The 21,111-nt window shown below is 71.9% G+C and carries 14 protein-coding genes and 1 pseudogene; 6 read left to right on the top strand and 9 right to left on the bottom strand.

The features are described 5' to 3' along the window. Positions 1-173: 173 nt before the first annotated feature. The 7 genes and pseudogenes from mraY to mraZ all read right to left on the bottom strand — a co-directional run bounded on the left by mraY (position 174) and on the right by mraZ (position 8,858). On the bottom strand, positions 174-1,298 hold the full coding sequence (mraY, locus tag ACLQ3F_RS11520) for a phospho-N-acetylmuramoyl-pentapeptide-transferase (RefSeq protein ID WP_030334519.1): 1,125 nt from the start codon (positions 1,296-1,298) through the stop codon (positions 174-176). Then, positions 1,295-2,692 (bottom strand): UDP-N-acetylmuramoyl-tripeptide--D-alanyl-D-alanine ligase, encoded by a 1,398-nt coding sequence (locus tag ACLQ3F_RS11515; protein ID WP_425848520.1) that lies wholly within the window; start codon positions 2,690-2,692, stop codon positions 1,295-1,297. Before ACLQ3F_RS11515 ends, mraY begins: the two co-directional genes overlap by 4 nt. Then, positions 2,689-4,251, bottom strand: coding sequence for a UDP-N-acetylmuramoyl-L-alanyl-D-glutamate--2,6-diaminopimelate ligase (locus ACLQ3F_RS11510; protein WP_357259625.1), 1,563 nt, complete (start codon positions 4,249-4,251; stop codon positions 2,689-2,691). Before ACLQ3F_RS11510 ends, ACLQ3F_RS11515 begins: the two co-directional genes overlap by 4 nt. Positions 4,252-4,303: 52 nt before the next feature. Further along, positions 4,304-6,511, bottom strand: a complete 2,208-nt coding sequence (locus ACLQ3F_RS11505) for a peptidoglycan D,D-transpeptidase FtsI family protein (RefSeq protein ID WP_425848517.1) — start codon at positions 6,509-6,511, stop codon at positions 4,304-4,306. A gap of 3 nt (positions 6,512-6,514) precedes the next feature. Next, positions 6,515-7,120 (bottom strand): hypothetical protein, encoded by a 606-nt coding sequence (locus tag ACLQ3F_RS11500; RefSeq protein WP_357259632.1) that lies wholly within the window; start codon positions 7,118-7,120, stop codon positions 6,515-6,517. After that, positions 7,110-8,220: pseudogene (gene rsmH, locus ACLQ3F_RS11495) on the bottom strand (16S rRNA (cytosine(1402)-N(4))-methyltransferase RsmH). The gene ACLQ3F_RS11500 and the pseudogene rsmH overlap by 11 nt, the downstream one beginning before the upstream one ends. A 206-nt stretch (positions 8,221-8,426) precedes the next feature. Beyond that, complete coding sequence (gene mraZ, locus ACLQ3F_RS11490; RefSeq protein ID WP_030488958.1) at positions 8,427-8,858, bottom strand: division/cell wall cluster transcriptional repressor MraZ; 432 nt, start codon at positions 8,856-8,858, stop codon at positions 8,427-8,429. 355 nt (positions 8,859-9,213) lie between these two features. Between mraZ and ACLQ3F_RS11485 the strand changes: the two genes are divergently transcribed. The 3 genes from ACLQ3F_RS11485 to ACLQ3F_RS11475 are packed head-to-tail and all read left to right on the top strand — an operon-like array spanning position 9,214 to position 11,850. Then, complete coding sequence (locus ACLQ3F_RS11485) at positions 9,214-10,461, top strand: MurT ligase domain-containing protein (protein ID WP_355007801.1); 1,248 nt, start codon at positions 9,214-9,216, stop codon at positions 10,459-10,461. After that, on the top strand, positions 10,451-11,170 hold the full coding sequence (locus tag ACLQ3F_RS11480) for a type 1 glutamine amidotransferase (RefSeq protein ID WP_355007678.1): 720 nt from the start codon (positions 10,451-10,453) through the stop codon (positions 11,168-11,170). Before ACLQ3F_RS11485 ends, ACLQ3F_RS11480 begins: the two co-directional genes overlap by 11 nt. Then, positions 11,167-11,850, top strand: a complete 684-nt coding sequence (locus tag ACLQ3F_RS11475) for a TVP38/TMEM64 family protein (protein WP_425848513.1) — start codon at positions 11,167-11,169, stop codon at positions 11,848-11,850. The genes ACLQ3F_RS11480 and ACLQ3F_RS11475 overlap by 4 nt, the downstream gene beginning before the upstream one ends. Before the next feature lie 258 nt (positions 11,851-12,108). Here the strand turns inward: ACLQ3F_RS11475 and leuS are convergent, their stop codons facing one another. Continuing rightward, the gene (gene leuS, locus ACLQ3F_RS11470; RefSeq protein WP_425848511.1) at positions 12,109-14,949 is read right to left on the bottom strand and encodes a leucine--tRNA ligase; all 2,841 of its coding nucleotides are present in this window, start codon (positions 14,947-14,949) and stop codon (positions 12,109-12,111) included. 402 nt (positions 14,950-15,351) lie between these two features. On the opposite strand from leuS, the gene ACLQ3F_RS11465 reads away from it, so the two are divergent. Genes ACLQ3F_RS11465 through ACLQ3F_RS11455 form a run of 3 tightly spaced genes read left to right on the top strand, consistent with a single transcriptional unit; the run spans position 15,352 to position 20,195 of the window. Beyond that, the gene (locus tag ACLQ3F_RS11465) at positions 15,352-16,407 is read left to right on the top strand and encodes an AAA family ATPase (RefSeq protein WP_355007681.1); all 1,056 of its coding nucleotides are present in this window, start codon (positions 15,352-15,354) and stop codon (positions 16,405-16,407) included. A 1-nt stretch (position 16,408) separates the two neighbouring features. Continuing rightward, complete coding sequence (locus ACLQ3F_RS11460; protein ID WP_357206159.1) at positions 16,409-17,707, top strand: DUF58 domain-containing protein; 1,299 nt, start codon at positions 16,409-16,411, stop codon at positions 17,705-17,707. 16 nt (positions 17,708-17,723) lie between these two features. Beyond that, positions 17,724-20,195, top strand: a complete 2,472-nt coding sequence (locus ACLQ3F_RS11455) for a transglutaminase TgpA family protein (RefSeq protein WP_425848507.1) — start codon at positions 17,724-17,726, stop codon at positions 20,193-20,195. A 472-nt stretch (positions 20,196-20,667) separates the two neighbouring features. Here ACLQ3F_RS11455 and ACLQ3F_RS11450 read toward each other — a convergent pair whose 3' ends face one another. After that, the gene (locus ACLQ3F_RS11450; protein ID WP_030334542.1) at positions 20,668-21,066 is read right to left on the bottom strand and encodes a DUF3040 domain-containing protein; all 399 of its coding nucleotides are present in this window, start codon (positions 21,064-21,066) and stop codon (positions 20,668-20,670) included. Between the last annotated feature and the right edge of the window lie 45 nt (positions 21,067-21,111).

Below are 21,111 nucleotides of genomic sequence, written 5' to 3'. Positions count from 1 at the left end.
CACAACGCCTCACCGGGCGTGTCGAACCCGCCCCCACGCCGCCCCACGCCGCCCTCCCGCGTCGATCTTGCACTTTGTGCACCGGCAAAACACGCAGGAGAGGACGTTCCGCCAGCCGAAAGTGCAAGATCGACGGGATGAGGGGATGGGCGCGGGGTGTTGGTCCCTGCGGATCAGGTCATGTTGGCGAGGAACTCGCTGTAGAACAGGCCCAGGGCGATGGCCACGCCGATGCCGGCGATGATCCAGAAGCGCACCACGATGTTGACCTCGCTCCAGCCGGCCAACTCGAAGTGGTGCTGGAGCGGGGACATTCGGAACACCCGTTTACCGGTGGTCTTGAAGGAGATGATCTGGATCACCACGGACATCGTGATGATCACAAAGAGCCCGCCGATGATCGGCAGCAGCAGGATGGTGCGGGTGGACATCGCCATGCCGGCGATCAGACCACCCAGCCCCAGCGCCCCGGTGTCGCCCATGAAGATCCGCGCCGGGGAGGTGTTCCACCAGAGGAAGCCCACACAGGCTCCCGCCGCCGCCCCGGCGATCAACGCGATCTCCAACGGGTCGCGGACCTCGTAGCAGTACGGCTGGGTGTAGTTCGGGTCGGCGCACCAGTGCCGGTACTGCCAGAACGCGATCAGCGCGTACGCGGCGAGCACCATCACCGACGCGCCGGTGGCCAGGCCGTCCAGGCCGTCGGTGAGGTTGACGCCGTTCGTCGCGGCCATCACCACGAAGATGAAGATGATCACCGCGCCGACCTTGCTGACCTCCAGGAAGTCGATGTCCCGGATGAAGCTCAGCGTGGTGCTGCCCACCGTCTCGGTGTTTGTCGCCAGGCCCGAACCGTTTGTCATGGTGCTCGGGAACCACAGCGCGATCACCCCGAAGACCGCACCGACCAGGATCTGCCCGAGCAACTTGCCGCGCTTGTTCAGCCCGGCGCTGTTGCGCTTGCGTACCTTGAGGAAGTCGTCGAGGAAACCCACGGCGCCGGAGAAGACCATCAGCCCCAGCAGCACCAGCGCGGTGATGGTCGGCTCCACCTGGGCGATCTGCTGATCCGGCAGCGTGGTCAGGGCGAGGTGCCCGGCCACGTACGCGATCACAGTGGCCAGGATGAAGACCACGCCACCCATCGTGGGCGTGCCCTTCTTGCCCTGGTGCATGGCGGGGCCGTCCGACCGGATCGGCTGACCGGCCTTGAGCCGGGTGAACACCTTGATCGCGATCGGGGTGCAGAAGAGCGAGACGAGGAAGGCCACCCCGATGGCGACGATGACCGCCCTCATCGGGTCGGCTCCCCACCGGCGTCGGCGCGCAGTGCGTCGGCCACCTCCCAGGTCCGGTACCGGGAGCCCTTGACCAGGACGACGTCGCCCGGTCGTAGCTCGCTGCGCAGCACCTCGACGGCCGCCGCCTGATCGGTGAGCAGCACCGACTCTCCTCCCCAGTTTGCTACCGCTGTCGCGCCTTCGTGGATCGGCGCGGCCGGCTCACCCACCACGAGCAGCCGGTCGACACCCAGCTCGGCCGCGAGTTGGCCGACCTCGGCGTGGCCGTCGTACTCGAACGGGCCCAGCTCGGCCATGTAACCAAGCACCGCGACGGTACGCCGCCCCTGGCCCATGCTCGCCAGCGCCCGCACCGCTACCGCCATCGAGGCCGGGTTCGCGTTGTACGAGTCGTCGATCACGGTCACCCCGTCGGGGCGGTCGAAGACGTCCATCCGTCGGGTCGAGACCAGCCCCAGCTCGCCGAGGGCCGTGGCCAGCTCGCCCAGCGGCATGCCCAGCTCCCGGGCGACCGCCGCCGCCGCGAGGGTGTTCCAGACCTGGTGGCGGCCGGCCAGTCGGAGCCGCACCGGCGCGCGCCCCTCCGGGGTGACCAGGGTGTACGACGCGTGTCCCCGCTCGTCGAGCGTGACGTCCTCGGCGCGCACGTCGGCGTCGGACGCCTCGCCGTAGCGGACCACCCGGGCCTGCGTGCGGCCCGCCATCGCGTCCACCAGAGGGTCGTCGGCGTTCAGCACGGCCAGCCCGTCCGGCGGCAGCGCCTCGACCAGCTCGCCCTTGGCCACGGCGATGGCGTCCTGCGAGCCGAACTCGCCGATGTGCGACGTGCCGACGTTGAGCACCACGGAGATCCGGGGCGGCACCAGCTCGCACAGGTAACGGACGTGCCCGATTCCGCGCGCGCCCTTCTCCATCACCAGGTAACGGGTGTCCGGGTCGGCCCGCAGGGCGGTGTACGGGTGCCCCAGCTCGTTGTTGAACGAGCCGGGTGGCGCGACAGTGGCCCCGAGCCGGGAGGTGAGCTGCCCGATCAGGTCCTTCGTGGTGGTCTTGCCGGACGAGCCGGTCACGCCGATCACGGTCAGCCCGGTCAGCCGGTCCACCGCCGCGCGGGCCAGTCGGCCCATCGCGGTCAGGGCGTCGTCGACAAGCACCATCGGCACCCCGGGCACCTCTCGGCTGCCGAGGACCGCCACCGCGCCGGCCTGGATCGCGGTCGCCGCGTAGTCGTGCCCGTCGACCTTCTCCCCCGGGAAGGCCACGAAGAGCGAGCCGGGCCCCACCTTGCGCGAGTCGAACTCCACCGAACCGGTCACTGTGGTGGCCGGGTCGGCGGCCACCAGCCGCCCGTCGACCGCCGCGGCCACCTCGGCCAGGCTCAGCGTGATCACCGCTGACCCGCCAGGTCCCCGAAGCGGGCCCGCAGCGCCTCGGCCAACTCGATGCTGTCGTCGAACGGAAGCACCTGACCCGCCACCTCCTGGCCGCGCTCGTGGCCCTTGCCGAGCAGCGCGATCACGTCGCCCGGCTCCGCCAGCCGCACCGCCTCGTCGATAGCGGCGCGGCGGCCCGCCACCTCGATGATCCGGGCGGCCGTGCCGGCCCGGTACGCCCCGGCCAGCACCTCGGCGCGAATCTCCCCCGGATCCTCGGTGCGCGGGTTGTCGTCGGTCACCAGCACCACGTCGGCTCCCTCCGCCGCGGCGGCACCCATCACCGGCCGCTTGCCCCGGTCCCGGTCCCCACCGGCGCCGATCACACAGATCAGTCGGCCGGCGCTCAACTCGCGCAGCGCGGCAAGCGCGGCCACTATCGCGTCCGACTTGTGGGCGTAGTCGACCACCCCGCGCACCGGCGCGGCGACGTCGACCAGCTCCAGCCGGCCTGGAACGCCCCCGCAGGCAGCCACACCGGTCGCAGCGGTCACCGGGTCCACCCCGGCGCCGACGAGTGCGGCGATGGCCAGCAGCGCGTTGGCCACGTTGTGCCGGCCGGGCAGCGCGACACCGGCGGACACTGCCACGCCGTCCGGGCCGTGTGCGGTGAACCGCTGCGCGTACCCCTCGCCGCCCACACCGTCCGCCCACCAGGTAGCGCCCTGCTCACCGGCCGCCGAGTAGGTGACGGTGGTTGGCTTGAGCAGCGGCTTCAACGCCGGGTCGTCGTGGTTGAGCACCTCGACCGCGCAGCGCCCGTCGAAGAGCTGGGCCTTCGCGGCGAAGTAGTCGTCGCTGTCGGCGTGGAAGTCCAGGTGGTCGGAGCCGAAGTTGGTGTAACCACCGACGGCGAACCGGACCCCGCCCACCCGGCCCATGGCCAGCGCGTGGCTGGAGACCTCCATGACCACGGCGGTGACCCCACGCTCGCGGGCGGTGGCCAGCATGGCGTGCAGGTCGGTCGCCTCGGGGGTGGTGCGCACACTGTCGATCACCAGATCGCCGAGGCGGGTCTCCACAGTCCCGACCAGCCCGGTGGTGTGCCCGGCGGCCCGCAGCCCCGACTCGATCAGGTACGCGGTGGACGTCTTGCCCGCGGTGCCGGTCACCCCGATCACTGTGAGGTCGGCGGTCGGGTCGCCGTACACGGCCGAGGCCAGCTCGCCGAGCACGGCACGCGGGTCGGGCACCACCAGGGCGGGCAGGCCGGTTCCCGCCGCCAACTCCGCACCCGCCGGGTCGGTCAGCAGCGCCACGGCACCCGCCTCGACGGCACCGGCGGCGAACTCCGCCCCGTGCCGACGGGCACCGGGCAGCGCCGCGTACAGGTCGCCGGGGCGAACCTCCTGGCTGGCGTGGGTGACCCCGGAGACGACCACCGCGGCGGCGTCCGCCGGAAGGTCGACGGCGAGCCGGACGGCGAGATCACCGAGCCGGACTCCGGTCACGGTACGTGGACGTGGATTGCCGGGCACGGCGTCAGACCCTACCCGGTCGTCCGGTTCCGGCCGCACAGCCGCCCCGGTGGTTCGTCGGCACTCACCGATGATGTCCCGCCATCGCTGCTCAGCGCGGATAGACCACGAACTTGGGCGCGGATCCGCCGGTCGAGGGTGGCACGCGGTAGTGACGCAGAGTGAACTGCATCATGTCGCGGAACGCTGGATTGGCGATCGCCGCGCCCCCGCCGTTGGGCGCGTAGACGAAGACGGCGATCACGTAGCGGGGGTTCTCGGCGGGGGCCATGCCGATGAACGAGGACACCTCACCGGGCTGCTTCTTGCCGTTCACCAGCCGCCACCCGGTCCCGGTCTTGCCGGCGACCCGGTAACCGGGGACCGCTGCGGTGACACCGGTGGCGCCGTCGACGGTGGTGACCGCCTCCAGCATGGTGCGCAGGGCCGCCGCGTTCTGCGGGCTGAGCACCGACCGGGTCACCGGGGCCGGCGCGGGGGTGCGCTTGCCGTCCGGGCCGATCACCTCCTTGACCAGGTGCGGCTGCACGTACGTGCCGTTGTTGGCGATGGCGGCGTACGCGGCGGCCATCTGCAACGGCGTGGCGTCGACGCTGTGCCCGATCGGCACCGACCCGCGCGACGACCCGCTCCACTCGTCGGCCGGAAGCAGTCGCCCGCTGGCCTCCCCGGGCATCCCCTCGCCGGTCGGCTTACCCAGCCCGAACCGCTTCTGGTAGTCGATCAGCCGGTCCCGGCCGAGCTTCTCGGCGATGGTGATGGTGCCGACGTTCGACGAGTAGGCGAGCATCCCCGGCACGCTCATCCGCCTGCCGTCAGCCGGGTGTGTGTCGGAGAACCAGGTGTCGCCCATCTCGATGCTGTTGGCGATCGGCAACGTGGTGTCCGGCGTGATCACGCCCTCCTGCAACGCCGCGCCGTAGGTGATGGCCTTGTGCACCGAGCCGGGGTCGACCACGAAGCTGGTCGCGGCGTCCTCCCGGGCCACCGGGTCGCTGGGCGTCGGCTTCGCCGCGTTGTACGTCGGGTTGCTGGCCTGCGCCAGGACCGCGCCGGAGGGAATCTCCATGACCACTGCCGCGCCGGTGCCGCCCGGCGCCTTGGCCATGCCCGCGCTGAGGATCTGCTGGGTTCGGAACTGAAGGTCGCGGTTGAGGGTGAGAGCGAGCGAGCTGCCCGGCTTGGCCTGAGTAGTCCGGCTGTAGCCACCGGGGATCGGCGCGGCGAGGTCGCCGAGGCCGGCCTCGTACACCCGTTTGCCGTCCTGACCGGCGAGCACGTCGTCGTAGCGGGCCTCCAGCCCTTCCAACCCGACCATGTCCTGACTGGTGAAGCCGATCAGGTTGGCCGCCAGGTCACCACCGGGCACCTCACGGCGCTCGTCGCGGTGCACCCCGATGCCGGACAGTTCCAGCGCCTGCACCCGCTTGGCGGTGGAGATCTCCACTCCCCGCGCCAGGTACACGAATCGGGACGGCTTGCCGTCGTCCAGCTTGCGGGGCTTCATCTGCTCGACGAGCTTCGACACCGCGATGCCGAGCAGCGGGGAGAGCGCCTTGGCGACGGCGGCCGAATCCTCCACCTCGGTCGGGTCGGCGTACACGTACCGTGCCTCGACACTGCGGGCCAGCGGCGCGCCGGTGCTGTCGTAGATCGCGCCCCGCGGCGCCGGCAGCTCGACGGTGCGGAGGCGGTCGCTGATGCCGCCCCCGGCGTACGCCGGAGCGTCGACCGTCTGGAGGAAGATCAGCCGGATCCCGATGGTGGCGAAGAGCGTCAGGGCGAGCACTGTGCCCAGCCGCAGCCGCAGCCGCGAGTCGGCCAGCTTCGGCGGACGTCGTGGCTTGCGCGCGGGCCGCCGGGCCGCCGGTCGGTCGGTGCGCCGCGGCGCGCGTGGCGTGGTCCGGCGACGCGGCGGCGGCTCGTCGCCACCCGGGCCACGGGGGGTACGCGGTACGACGGTGCGTACCACCCCACCGCGTCCGGCGGCCGGAGCGTCGCGCCGGCCGGCCCGGGCGGCGGCCCGACCGCCGTCGAGCACCTGCAACGCCGGCCGGAACGGGTCGCCGGACCGGGTGCTGCGCGGCGTGCGCCGCTGCTCGGCGCCCTGACCGCGCGCCGGCGTGCCGCGCTCCTCGCGGACGGTCCGGCCCCTCGGGGTGTACGCCCGGGCGCCGGAGATGCCCCCGATGCCCGGCTCGCCGGTGCGCGGCTCACCGTCGGCGGGCCTGGCGTCACGCGCAGAACCGCGCCGGGACCCCGTAGGGTCCCGGCGCGGCTCGTCCGACCTTGGTGGCACCGGTCAGCCTCCCGCACCCTGGCTGGTCACCGACGGCTGGCCGTTCGCCGGCTGCGGCACACCGATGGTCTTCCCGTCCGGCAGTCGGATGTAGCCCGGCTCGCCGGCATCAACCAGGCCCAGCCGCCGTGCCTCGGCGGTCAGGTTGCCCGGCGCCTCGAAGTCGGCGATCTGCTTGTCCAGTTCCTGCTTCTCCAGGTCCAGTCGAGCCTGCTGCTGCTGCAACCGCTCCAGCCGGAACGCGTTCTCATTGATCTTGGTGTTGACCGCCAGAATGCCCAGCACCCCGCCGACCACCAGCACCACGATCAGCGCCGCGAACGGCGCACGCGGCACCGAGATCGGCGGCGGCGGCGCCACCCGCAGCCGCGGCGGCCGGGCACTGGTGGCGCTGGCGGCCTTCTCGACCGGTCGCAGTGCGGCGGTGCCCTGAGTCGGGAACTCGCGCGCCCCCCGGGCGCGAGTCTCCCCCTGCCGATTCGTTCGATCGATGCGTGACGTACCGTTACCGAGGCGCGGAGCCCGCTCCGCCGCGGTCCGGCCCCCCGACCGCGGTGCGCGCTGCCCGCCGCCGGTGACGTCCCGGCGGTCGCGCTTGTCAATGCTCATGTCCCTCCCCCTCAACGTCCGTCCCTCTAGCCGTCCCGGTGCCCCTGACCCCCCACGGATCAGGCGGACCCCGTGCCCGGTTGGTGCATTCCCTTCACCCGTCGGCGAGACCGTTCGCGGTCGGTCCGCCCCTGCTCTGTCGCGTTCGGATCGAGTCGCTCCGCGGCCCGCAGCCGCACCGAGGCGGCCCGCGGGTTCGCGGCGACCTCCGCCTCCCCCGGCAGTTCGGCGCCACGGCTGAGCAGCCGGAACGTCGGACCGGACCCGGGGAGCTCGACCGGGAGGTCAATCGGGCCCTTACTGCGGACCCGGTCCGTGAGGGCCGCCTTGGTGAGCCTGTCCTCCAGCGAGTGGTAGGACAGGACCACCATGCGACCGCCCACGGTCAGTGCGTCGAGTGCAGATGGCAACGCTGTCTCCAGCGCTGCCAGCTCTCTGTTTACCTCGATCCGTAAAGCCTGAAACGTTCTCTTTGCCGGGTGCCCGCCCGTTCGTCGGGCTGGTGCCGGAATGGAATCCCGAACCAGCTCCGCCAGCAGCGCGGACGAGGTGATCCGGGCCCGCTCCCGCTGCCGGATGATCGCCGAGGCGATCCGGCCGGCGAACTTCTCCTCGCCGTAGACCCGCAGCACCCGGGCCAGGTCCGGATGCGCGTACGTGTTGACCACCTCTTCGGCGGTAACCCCCCGGGTCTGGTCCATCCGCATGTCCAACGGCGCGTCCTGGGCGTAGGCGAACCCTCGGTCGGGCGCGTCCAACTGCAACGACGAGACACCCAGGTCGAACAGGATCCCGTCGATGGCCGGATAGCCCAGCCGGTCCAGTACGTCCGGCAACTCGTCGTAGACGGCGTGCTCCAGGTGCACCCGGTCGGCGAACCGGGCCAGCCGGACCCGCGCGTGAGCGAGCGCCTCGGTGTCCCGGTCGAGCCCGATCAGGACCGTCTCCGGATGCGCCTCGAGCACCGCCTCCGCATGCCCGGCCAGACCGAGCGTCGCGTCGACGTGGACCGTCCGGCCGCCTCGACCCAGCGCGGGGGCCAGCAGCTCGAGACACCGCTCGAGCAGCACCGGCACGTGCGTGCCGCGCAACTCCCCCATGATGACCCCCACTGGTTGAAACGTCCGTTCTTCTCGTGCGCCTGTCGTCGGACGGCGCTGCCGTCGTACCGCCAGATCCCCATCCGCTCCCGCCTGACACCGGACCGTCGCCCAATGACTGGATCGTGCGCCTGGCACCGGGGAAGTGATGCCAGGAACTCGAAAGCGGCTGGAGATCTCGCAGTACGTCGGGCGCCGTTACCGCCCTACAGACCGCCGGGCAGCACCCCCTCCTCGATGTCGGCGAAGTCGTCTTCGCTCTCGGCGAGGTAGGTCTCCCAGGCGACCTTGTCCCAGATCTCCACCCGCGTGCTCGCGCCGATCACCACCAACTCGCGGTCCAGCGCGGCGTAGGCACGCAGGTGAGCCGGAATGGTCACCCGGCCCTGCTTGTCCGGAACCTCGTCGTGCGCGCTGGCGAAGAAGACCCGGCTGTAGGCCCGGGCCGCCTTGTGGGTCATCGGCTGTGCGCGCAACTGCTCCGCGATCCGCTGGAACTCAGGGGTCGGGAAGACGTAGAGGCAGCGCTCCTGCCCTTTGGTGACCACGACACCCCCCGCCAGCTCATCCCGAAACTTGGCCGGAAGGATCAACCGGCCCTTTTCGTCCAGGCGCGGAGTGTGGGTGCCGAGAAACATCGGCCCAACCCCCTCGCCCTTGAGCGGCGTTCGCGGCGCCGCTGACCCCCCGGGCCGGTGAGCCCTCCCGGCCTCACCATTGGTCCCCACTCTACTCCACTTCCCTCCACCCGCAACCAAATTCGCCCGCGTGGCGCGCCCTACCCCGGGGCAAAACCGCACGTCACAGGGGGTGGAGCGGAGTGGAGGGCTTCAGCCGCCCCTCGGCGTGGTCCGCTTTCCGACATTGATCGACTCCGTCCGGGGGACGCCGACCCGGCCGCCCGCGCGGTCACCACGGCCGAACGGTTCACCGTCGGCGGCGATCTGGTGAGGCCGGCGGTCCGGTAACCTCGCTCGCGTGACGGACGCGAAAATGCCCCTACGGGCCAAGGTGGCCAGCTCCGTGTCACGGACCGCCGCGGCGCTCTCCCGGGCGGCCGGCCGTGGCGACGGTTCAGTGATCGGCGGGTGGATCGGCCTCAAGATCGACCCGGACCTGCTCGCCCACCTGTCGGCCGGGCGCGCGATCGCGCTCGTCTCCGGCACCAACGGCAAGACCACCACCACCCGGTTGACCTCCGCCGCGGTCGGCGTGCTCGGCCGGGTCGCCACCAACTCGTTCGGCGCCAACATGCCCAGCGGGCACACCTCGGCGCTGGCCAAGGCCGGCAGCACCCCGTACGCGGTGCTGGAGGTCGACGAGCACTACCTGGCGCAGGTGCTGGAGGCGACCGAGCCGCACGTGGTCGCGCTGCTGAACCTCTCCCGCGACCAGCTCGACCGCGCCAAGGAGGTCGCCATGATGGCGCAGCTCTGGCGTGCGGCGCTGGTCCGGCACACCAACGTACGGGTGGTGGCCAACGCCGACGACCCGCTGGTCGTGTGGGCCGCCACCCCACCGGGTGACCCCGCCCGGGGCATCAACCCGCCGCACGTGACGTGGTTCAGTGCCGGCCAACGGTGGCACGACGACTCCTGGGTCTGCCCGGAGTGCGGCTCCACCATCCAGCGCTCCGGCGAGCAGTGGTGGTGCACCGGCTGTCCGCTACGCCGACCGGAGCCGCACTGGGTCGTCGAGGACGAGGGCGTGCTCGATCCCACCGGTGCCTGGCACAAGGTCTCCCTCCAACTGCCCGGCAAGGTCAACCTCGGCAACGCGGCGACAGCGCTGGCGGTGGCCGCCGAGTTCGGCGTCCGCCCGGTCGACGCGGTGTCCCGCCTCGGCATCGTCACCTCGGTGGCCGGCCGTTACGCGCAGGTCGACAAGGACGGGCGCAACATCCGGCTGCTGCTGGCCAAGAACCCGGCCAGTTGGCTGGAGGCGTTCGACATGGCCGACAACGCGCCGACCCTGCTCTCCATCAACGCGCGCGATCCCGACGGTCTGGACACCTCCTGGCTCTACGACGTCGACTTCGCCCCGCTCCGGGGCCGGCAGGTGTTGATCACCGGCGACCGGGCGTACGACCTGGCGGTTCGACTGGACGTCAACGACGTGCCGTTCCAGCACGTCCGCACGTTCGACGACGCACTCCGGTCGGTCCCGCCCGGGCGGCTGGAGGTCATCGCGAACTACACCGCGTTCCAGGACATCCGAGCGGAGTTGGACCGTGTCATCTGAGAGTCTGCGCATCGTCTGGATCTACCCCGACCTGCTCTCCACGTACGGAGACCGGGGCAACGCCCTGATCCTCGCCCGGCGGGCCCGTCAGCGTGGGATGCCGGTCGAGGTGCTGGAGGTGCGCTCCGACGAACGGCTGCCCGCGACCGCCGACATCTACCTGGTCGGTGGCGGCGAGGACGGCCCGCAGGCGCTCGGCGCCCAGCGGCTGCTGGCCGACGGCGGCCTGCACCGCGCCGTCGCCCAGGGCTCGGTGGTGTTCGGCGTCTGCGCCGGCTACCAACTGCTCGGCACCTCGTTCTTCGCCAAGGGTGTGCAGTGCCGCGGGCTGGAGCTGCTCGACCTCCACTCCGACCGGGGCGAGAGCCGGGCCGTGGGCGAGCTGGCCGGTGAGATCGACCCCCGGCTGGGCCTGCCCCCGCTGACTGGTTTCGAGAACCACGGCGGCCGCACCCACCTCGGTCCGGAGGTCTCCCCGCTGGCTCGGGTCACCGCCGGGGTCGGCAACGACAGCGCCACCGAGGGTGCGTGGCGCGGCAAGCTGCTGGGCACCTACTCGCACGGGCCGGCGTTGGCTCGCAACCCGGCCCTGGCCGACCTGCTGCTGCGCTGGGCCACCGGGGCACACCAGCTCCCGCCGTTGGACGACACCTGGTCGGACCGGCTCCGCAACGAGCGCCGCTCCGCGGTGGCCGCCGCTCGGGCATGATCCGTGCCGTCCGGCGGCTGCTCCGGCAGCCGTCGGCCGCCCGGTTCGCCCTGCTCGTGCTGCTGATCGGCGGCTGCGGTCTACTGCTGCTGCTGGTGCCCCGCCCGGACCCGGCGCAGTTGCCGCTGGTCGCCGACCGGTTGGGCGACCTCGCCCCGGTGGCGGCGATCCTCGGTGGTGCGCTGCTGCTTGTCGCGCTGGTGCCCCGGACCTTCATCACGCTCGCCGCAGGTGCGATCTTCGGTCCGTTGGAAGGCGCCGCGTACGCCCTGGGCGCCGCGCTGGTGGCGGCGGCGATCGGGTTCACTGTCGGCCGGTTGCTCGGTCGGGAGTTCGTGGCCGAACGCGTCCGCGGTCGACTGGCCCGCCTCGACGGCTGGTTCGCCAGGCAGAGCGTGCTCGGTGTGGTGACCGTCCGACTGCTGCCGATCGCCGGCTTCGGTCTGGTCAGCTACGGCTACGGCACGACCGGCGCCCGAGTGCTGCCGTTCCTGGCCGGCAGCGTGATCGCGTCCGCGCCGACCGCCTTCGGGTACGCGGCGATCGGCGCGGCGGTCAGCTCCCCCGGCCACGTCAACTGGTACGCCGCCGCCCCGGCCAGCCTCGGCCTGATCGCCAGCCTGGTCCTCGTCCACCAGTGGTGGCGCGCCGAACGCCGCCGCCGTCGCATGCCGGTCTGACCCCGCGGCGGAGGGCCGAGCAGACCCGGGCGGCCGAGATACCCCCGAACGCGTACTCGCTGCTGCGCCTGGACCGCCTGGCACCGCTGCCCTCGTGCTCCTGACCGAGGAGTCGCCGCCGGGCGTCAGACGGACGGCGGACGAGTCGGAGCGTGATGACTCAGAGGCATATTGATGTCTCTGAGTCATCACGCTCGTTCCAGTGTTCGCTTCGGCGGACGTCACGGTGCGTGCCGCTCACGACGCGGGGCACCGTTGTCAGGCGACTACCGAGACCATCCGGCCCTTGACCACGATGACCTTGCGCGGCTCCTTGCCGTTCAGGGTCGTCGCCACCGCGTCCAGGGCCGCCGCGCGCACGCTCTCCTCGGAGGCGTCGGCGGGGACCTCGACGCGGCCGCGGACCTTGCCGTTGACCTGCACCGGGTAGGTAACCGTGTCGGCCACCAGCAGCGCCGGATCGGCCGTCGGGAAGTCCGCGTACGTCAGCGAGGTGTCGTGGCCCAGCTTGCGCCACAGCTCCTCGGCCAGGTGCGGGGCGAACGGCGCCACCATCAGCACCAGCGGCTCGGCCACCTCGCGGGGCGTGGCCGCCAGGCCGGTCAGCCCGTTGGTCAGCTGGATCAGCTTGGCGATCGCGGTGTTGAACCGGATGCCGTCCATGTCACCACGGACCCCGTCGATCACCGTGTGCAGCAGCCGGCGGGTCGCCTCGTCGGCCGGGTCCTCGGTGATCCGCAGCGCGCCGGTCTGCTCGTCCACGACGGCCCGCCACACCCGCTGCAGGAACCGGTACGACCCGACCACCGCCCGGGTCTCCCAGGGGCGGGAGACCTCCAGCGGGCCCATCGACATCTCGTACACCCGGAAGGTGTCAGCGCCGTACGCGGCGCACATGTCGTCGGGGGTCACCACGTTCTTCAGCGACTTGCCCATCTTGCCGTACTCGCGGTTGACCACCAGGTCTTCCAGGTAGTACGCGCCGTCGCGCTCGATGACGTCCTCGGCCTGCACGTAGCTGCCGCGCGAGTCGGTGTACGCGTACGCCTGGATCATGCCCTGGTTGAACAGCTTGCGGAACGGCTCGAACGACGACACGTGCCCCAGGTCGAACAGCACCTTGTGCCAGAACCGCGCGTACAGCAGGTGCAGCACGGCGTGCTCGGCGCCACCCACGTACAGGTCGGTGCCGCCGCAGTCGCCGTCGCCGCGCGGGCCCATCCAGTACCGCTCGTTCTCCGCGTCGACGAACCGCTCGCTGTTGGTCGGGTCCAGGTAGCGCAGCTCGTACCAGCAGGAGCCGGCCCACTGCGGCATCACGTTGGTTTCCCGGGTGTAGCGCTTCGGCCCGTCACCCAGGTCCAGTTCGACCTCGACCCAGTCGCGCCGCCGCGACAGCGGGGTCTCCGGGTTGCTGCCGGCGTCGTCGGCGTCGAACGTCTTCGGGGAGAAGTCGTCCACCTCCGGCAGCTCGACCGGCAGCATCTCCTCCGGCAGGGCGATGGCCGCGCCGGTCTCGTCGTAGACGATCGGGAACGGTTCGCCCCAGTAACGCTGCCGGGAGAACAGCCAGTCGCGCAGCCGGTAGGTCACCGCGCCGGTGCCGTGCCCGTTCGCCTCCAGCCAGGCGATGATCGCCGCCTTGGCGTCGGCGACCCCCAGGCCGTTCAGGTCCAGGCCGCGCTCGGGCGCGGCGCTGTTGATCGCCGGGCCGTCCCCGGTGTACGCCTTGCCGTCGAAGCCCTCCGCCGGCTGCACGGTACGCACGATGGGCAGCTCGAAGACCTCGGCGAACGCCCAGTCCCGCTCGTCCTGCGCCGGCACCGCCATGATCGCGCCGGTGCCGTAGCCGGCCAGCACGTAGTCGGCGATGAAGATCGGGATCTGCCCACCGGTGACCGGGTTGGTGGCGTACGCGCCGATGAAGACGCCGGTCTTCTCCTTGGTGTCGGACTGCCGCTCGACGTCGGTCTTGGCGGCCGCCGCCTTGCGGTACGCCTCGACGGCCTCCCGAGGGCTGGCGTGCCCACCGGTCCAGGCGTCCCTCGTCCCGTCCGGCCAGTTAACCGGGGCCAGCGTGTCGACCAGCTCGTGCTCGGGCGCCAGCACCATGTAGGTGGCCCCGAAGACGGTGTCCGGACGGGTCGTGAACACCCGCACCGGTGCCGCGCTGGTCGGGAAGTCGACGTGCGCGCCCTGGGAGCGGCCGATCCAGTTGCGCTGCATCAGCTTGATCGGCTCGGGCCAGTCCAGGCTGTCCAGGTCGTCCAGCAGCCGGTCACCGTAGGCGGTGATCCGCATCATCCACTGCTTCAGGTTGCGCTTGAAGACCGGGAAGTTGCCCCGCTCGGAACGGCCGTCGGCGGTGACCTCCTCGTTGGCCAGCACGGTGCCCAGCCCCGGGCACCAGTTCACCGGCGCCTGCGAGACGTACGCCAGGCGGTGGTCGTCGACGACCTGGCGGCGCTCGGCAACGCTCAGCTCGGCCCAGGCGCGGCCGTCCGGGGTGGGCCGGTTACCGCCCTCGAACTCGGCGATCAGCTCGGCGATCGGACGGGCCCGGCCAGCGTCGCTGTCGTACCAGGAGTTGAAGATCTGCAGGAAGATCCACTGGGTCCAGCGGTAGAAGTCGGTGTCGATGGTGGCCACCGAGCGGCGCTCGTCGTGCGCCAGCCCCAGCCGGCGCAGCTGCGCCTTGTACCGCTCGATGTTCGCGACGGTGGTGGTCCGGGGGTGGGTGCCGGTCTGCACCGCGTACTGCTCGGCCGGCAGGCCGAACGCGTCGAAGCCCATCGCGTGCAGCACGTTGCGGCCGGCCATCCGCTGGTAGCGGGCGTAACAGTCGGTGCCGATGTAGCCCAGCGGGTGGCCGACGTGCAGGCCCGCTCCGGAGGGGTACGGGAACATGTCCAGCACGTACAGCTTCTCCGCGCCGGCGCGTGGGTGGGTCGGATCGGCCAGCGGGCCGGTCGGGTTCGGTGCGTGGAAGGTGCCCTCGCGCGCCCAGGTGTCCTGCCAACGAATCTCGATCTCGTCGGCCAGGGCCGCGGTGTACCGGAACGGGGGGATGTCGCCCGCCGGTGCGGCTGCCTCACTCATCGTCTCTCCTCGCTTCGCTTCGCTTCGTCTCGGCACCACCGGGCCGGGCCGGCGGAGGGCACAAAAAAGCCCCTCGCGCAGGAGGGGCCGCCGTGCTGTCGCTGGGTTCAGCGCATCAGCACGGCCCGGTAAGAAGCAGGAAGACTCCGGCCATGCCCGCAGTGTACCTCTTCCACGGTGTGCCCTGCCGGCCCCCGGGCGGTGTCGAACCCGTTCCCCCGAGCTGGCGAATATCGGTGCGTAACCGACGGACTACCTGCGGGGGTCGGCGATAACGACAAACATGGTTAGCCTGAGAGACTAGTGAGATTCCTGCGGCAAACGAGGCTCGACGTCGCGAACCCAACGGCGGGTCCAGGTGCTCTCTACAGAGCTGCCGTGACGGCGACGAGGAGGAGGCCCGTGACACAACAGACCTGGGACGAGGTGGGCGGCCTGTTGCCGCACGACGAGTTCCGAGCCGCCAGCGAGGCCATCGTGGCCAACATCGAGCAGGTCATCGAGGGTAAGACCGCCACAGTGCGGCTCGCCCTTGCCGTCCTGCTCGCCGAGGGTCACCTCCTGATCGAAGACGTCCCGGGTGTCGGCAAGACCAAGCTTGCCAAGGCCCTCGCGCGGTCCATCGACTGCACGGTGCGACGGATCCAGTTCACCCCCGACCTCCTGCCCAGCGACGTCACCGGGGTCAGCGTCTACAACCAGGAGACGCACGACTTCGAGTTCCGCCCCGGTGCCGTGTTCGCCAACCTGGTGGTCGGCGACGAGATCAACCGGGCCTCGCCGAAGACCCAGTCGGCGTTGCTGGAGTGCATGGAGGAACGGCAGGTCACCGTCGACGGGGTGACGTACCAGCTTCAGACCCCGTTCATGGTGATCGCCACTCAGAACCCGATCGAGATGGAGGGGACCTATCCGCTGCCGGAGGCGCAGCGCGACCGGTTCACCGCCCGCATCGCGATGGGTTACCCGGACTCCAACGCCGAGCTGGCCATGCTCGACGGGCACGGCGGCACCGACCCGCTGCACGAGCTGCGCGCGGTCTCCGACGCGGCCATCGTCCGACAGCTGATCGCCACCGTCCGGCAGGTGCACGTGGCGGACGCGGTCAAGCAGTACGCGATCGACCTGGTCACCGCCACCCGCGAGGCCCCCGACCTCCGGCTCGGCGCGTCCCCCCGGGCGACCCTGCAACTGTTGCGCACCGCCCGGGCGGTCGCCGCCCTGGAGGGCCGCGACTACGTTCTCCCCGACGATCTGCAGGCCCTGGCGGTGCCGGTGCTGGCCCACCGGATCATCCCGACCGCCGACGCGCAGCTCGCCCGGCGCACCACCGACGCGATCGTCTCCGAGCTGGTGCACCGCCTGCCGCTGCCACACGACAGGCAGCGCAATCCGTACGACACCCGGCCCCCCGCCACCGGCAACGGTCGCGCACCCTACGAGCCGCGGAGGCCATGACGTGCGTGCCGGGCTACGCGGGCTGACCACCCGCGGGCGGTCCTTCCTTGCCGCTGCGGTCGCGGCGGCGATCTCAGCCGGCATCCTCGGCGAGAAGGACCTGCTCCGGGTGGCTGTGCTGTTGGCCATCCTGCCGTTGCTGGCCGCCGCCTACGTCGGGCGGAGCCGCTACAAGCTGGCCTGCAACCGTTCGCTGGACCCGCACCGGGTTCCGGTCGGCGCCAACTCCCGGGTGGTGCTGCGCCTACAGAACCTCTCCCGGCTGCCGACCGGCACCCTGCTCCTGGAGGACCGGCTGCCCTACGCGCTGGGCAGCCGGCCCCGGGTGGTGTTGGAGCGGCTCGGCGCACACCAGGCCAGCTCGGTGGCGTACACGGTGCGGGCCGACGTGCGGGGCCGCTACGACGTGGGCCCGCTGGTCGTCCGGATGACCGACCCGTTCGGCCTCTGTGAACTCACCCGCTCCTTCCCCAGTACCGACCACCTGACGGTCATCCCGCAGGTCACCCCGCTGCCGTCGGTCCGGCTTCCCGGGGAGTACGCGGGCAGCGGCGACAGCCGGGCCCGCTCGGTGGCGGTGCACGGCGAGGACGACGCGGCGACCCGGGAGTACCGGCGCGGCGACGACCTGCGCCGGGTGCACTGGAAGTCCACCGCCCGCACCGGTGAGCTCATGGTGCGCCGCGAGGAGCAGCCGTGGGAGAGCCGGGCCACCGTCGTCCTGGACACCCGGGCGTACGGCCACCGGGGCGAGGGGCCGACCGCCAGTTTCGAGTGGTCGGTCTCGGCCGCCGCGAGCATCGCCGTCCACCTGCGGCAGGCCGGTTACAAGTTGCGCCTGGTCACCGGCTCGGGGGCAGATGTGGACGCCTCGGAGGCCGGCGGGGACGGCACGCTGCTCGATCACCTCGCGGAGGTCCGACTGGACCAGCGTGCCGAGGTCACCGGCCTCGTGCAGCGGGTCCGCCAACGCGCCGACGGCGGTCTGATCATCGGCCTGTTCGGCACGGTGAGCGTCGCCGAGGCGGAGGTGCTGGCCGGGCTGCGGGGCAACGGCGCCACCTGTGTCGGCTTCCTCCTGAACAGCTCCACCTGGCTCAGCCTGCCGGAGAAGGCGCGGAACGAGGCGGAGCACGCCCACGCCGCCGCCGTCCTCGCCATGTTGCAGAGTGGCTGGCGGGTGGTCGGCGTCGACCACGGCGGCCGGCTGCCGGCGCTGTGGCCGCAGGTCGGTCGGGGCGCCCAGGGGTTCGCCCTGCGGGCCGCGCTGGCCGAGACGGTCGCCGGCGGTGTGCGATGAACGGAAGGCTCCCCTCATGATCAGCAGTCGGAACATCGGCCTGGTGGCGGCCGCTGCCACGCTGCTGGCCGCCGCGCCGCTGTCGGCCATCTTCCAGGGCTGGACGTGGTTGATCGAGTCCATCATCGCGGTCGCCGTGGTGGCCGGGGTGGCCGCGCTGACCCGCCTCGCCCGGGCACCGCTGTGGGCTCAGGTGCTGGGCATGCTGGCCGGGCTGATGCTCGCCCTGACCTGGCTGTTCCCCAGCGGCCAGGAGCTGTTCGCGATCCTGCCCACGCCGGGCACGTTGGCCTACTTCGGCGACCTGCTCGCCGGCTCCATGCAGGACATGCGCTCGTACGGGGTCGAGGTCCCGGACACCGACCCGTTGCTGTTCATCGCCGTGCTCGGCGTCGGCGGGGTCGCCGTGCTGGTGGACGTGCTGGCCGTGGGGCTGCGCCGGCCCGCGCTGGCGGGGCTGCCGATGCTCGCCATCTACTCGGTGCCGGTCGCCGTCTACGTGGACAGCGTCCCCGCCGTGCCGTTCGTGGTGGGCGCCGCTGGCTACCTCTGGCTGCTCGTCACCGACAACGTCGACCGGGTGCGCCGCTTCGGGCGGCGGTTCACCGGCGATGGCCGCGACGTCGACGTGTGGGAGGCCTCTCCGCTGGCATCCGCCGGCCGCCGGCTCGCGGCGGTCGGGGTGGCCCTGGCGGTGGTGCTGCCGCTGGCGGTGCCCGGCATGACCGGCGGGCTGCTCGACTCGCTCAGCCGAGGGCCGGGCAACGGCACCGGCAACGGGTCCGGCTCGGGCGGCACGTCGGGTCGGATCGACCTGTTCGCCTCGCTCGCCGGCCAGCTCAACCAGTCCCAGGTAGCCGACCTGGTGAAGGTCAAGACGTCCGAGCAGAACCCGTTCTACCTGCGCTACGCAGTCGCCGACGAGCTACGACCCGCTGGTTTCCAGGCGCGCAGCCCCAGTGGCCGGTCGGTCAACCGGGACCTGCCGAACCCGGCCGACCGGGCCGGTCCCGGTGTGAAGCAGACCACCTACCAGGCGACCGTCGAGGTCACCAAGAGTCTGAGCATGGCGCTGATGCCGGTGTACGCCGAACCGACCCGCGCCGACGACCTCAGCGACAACTGGCTCTACGACGCCAACCAGCAGGTCGTCTTCTCCAACCGGGAGAACTCCCGCGGTCGGAAGTACTCCTTCGACTACGTTCGCTCGACCTTCACGCCCGAGGCGTTGCGGGCCGCGCGATCACTGCCGACCGAGCACCCCGTACGCCGACAGATGACCGCCACCCCCGGGCCGGTGCCCGAGGTGGAGGAGCTGGTCAAGGGGCTGATCCAGGGCAAGCGCACGGACTACGACCGGGTGCTGGCGATCTACCAGCACTTCTCGGCGGACAACGGTTTCAGCTACCGGTTGAGCACCGAGAGCGGCAGCAGCGGTCAGGACATCGTCAACTTCCTGACCAACAAGGTGGGCTACTGCCAGCAGTACGCCGCCGCGATGGCCTGGCTGGTCCGCTCGGCCGGCATTCCGGCCCGGGTGGCGTTCGGGTTCACCAACGGCAGCAAGCGCGACGGTGACACCTTCACGCTGACGAACCTCAACCTGCACGCCTGGACCGAGGTCTACTTCGACGGGGCCGGTTGGGTGCCGTTCGACGCCACCCCGGCGTACGGGGTGCCCGGCTCCACCCGGTCGGCCTGGGCACCGGACACTGACGCGCCGGAGGCGACCAGCCCGAGCTCCGGCGCCACGAGCGCCCCGACGGACCCGGGCACCTCGACGGAGCCGACCGGCCCGGACAACTCCGACCGGGACACCGACGACGGGCTCTCTCTCGGCGGGACGACGCCGAACGAGCAGCCACCGGTCTGGCCCTGGTGGGCAGCGGGGCTGGTGGCCCTGCTGGTGCTGCTCGCGGTGCCCGCGCTGCGCCGGATGGCCCTGCGCCGCCGACGCAGTGGCCGCGCGGCGAGCGGGGCGATGGCCTCCGCCACTGTCGACGGCGACAGCGAGCCGGGGACACGTCCGGTGGTGGTCAGCGCGGACGCCAACCGGGCCCGCGCGGACGCGCACGCCGCCTGGGCGGAGCTGCTCGACACGCTTGTGGACTTCCGGGTCCCTGTCGATGCGACCGAGACGCCCAGGGCGACCGCGGACCGGCTGGTCCGGGACTCCCTCGACGATGACGACGCGATCGGGTCGGCGCGGCTGCTCGGCCGGGCGGAGGAGCGGGCCCGCTACGCGCGGGATCCGCTGACCGGTGAGCCGTTGCTGCCGGCGCTGCGCGCGGTCCGTGCGGCGCTCGCGACACGGGCGGACCGACGGACCCGCCTGCGCGCCGCCGTGCTGCCGCCCTCGGTGCTGCTGCGCTGGCGCACCACGATGGCCGACAGTTCCAGCCGGATGGTGGCGCTGACCGGGCAGGCCCGGTACCGACTGCTGCGGTGGAACCCTCGACGGCTGCTGGCCGGCCGGGCAGCTCGCTGACCGACCGGTTCCCTGGCAGGGGACGGCGGCGGCCCACCCGCCGCCGCCCCAGCCCGGCCCGGCATCCCTGCGCCCGGCTCAGCGTCTCCAAGATCAGGTGATGAGAAGCAAGATCAGGTGATGAGAAGTAGGCACGGAACGTCCCAGAGACCTACTTTTCATCACCTGATCATGCGAGGGCTGCCGGCGCGCGGCGCGCCCAGCGCGGCGGCGCGACCAGCGCGGCGGCGCGACCAGCGCGGCGGCGCGCCCAGCGCGGCGGCGCGCCCAGCGCGGCGGCGCGCCCAGCGCGGCGGCGCGCCCAGCGCGGCGGCGCGGCGCGAGCCGGGAGCCGGCGGGGCGGCGCGGCGCGAGCCGGGAGCCGGCGGGGCGGGCAGCGGTAGAGGGCGTGCGGATACGACGGAGGTCGCCGGGGGCTGTGCCCGGCGACCGCTCGTCGCGGCGTACGGTCCGCCTCAGCGGCGGGACCGGCTCAGCGGTGCCCCTCCGGGCGCTGCCGCCACCTGTCCTCCATGCGGTCCAGGATTGACGACCGGCGACCGGATCGGCCACCGCGGGGACGACGACGACTCGTCGTGCCGCCCACCACGTGCAGGTCGGGTGACTGCGCCCGCCGGTGCGACTGCACCGCGAACGCGGCCGACGCCAGCATGACGACGAAGCCCGCCACCGCCAGTGGTGGAGTCTTGATCACCGCGCCATAGACCAGTAGAGCCAAGCCAGCGATGATGACGCCGGCGGCGACGAGCAGGCGACGCCGCGCATGGAAGCGCGGATCGCTGGCGCGCACGGCCGAGGCGAATTTGGGGTCCTCGGCAAGCGACCGCTCGATCTGCTCGAACAGCCGCTGCTCGTGCTCCGAGAGCGGCACGGCACTCCTCCCCGGTCACGTTGGTCGGGCCCATTCGGGCCGTCA

Origin of the sequence: Micromonospora sp. DT15 (assembly GCF_049841475.1) — a bacterium.
In the GTDB taxonomy this organism is placed as follows: Bacteria; Actinomycetota; Actinomycetes; order Mycobacteriales; family Micromonosporaceae; genus Micromonospora.
Note: the sequence above shows the minus strand (reverse complement) of the source record. Positions and strands in the feature narration are given on the sequence as shown.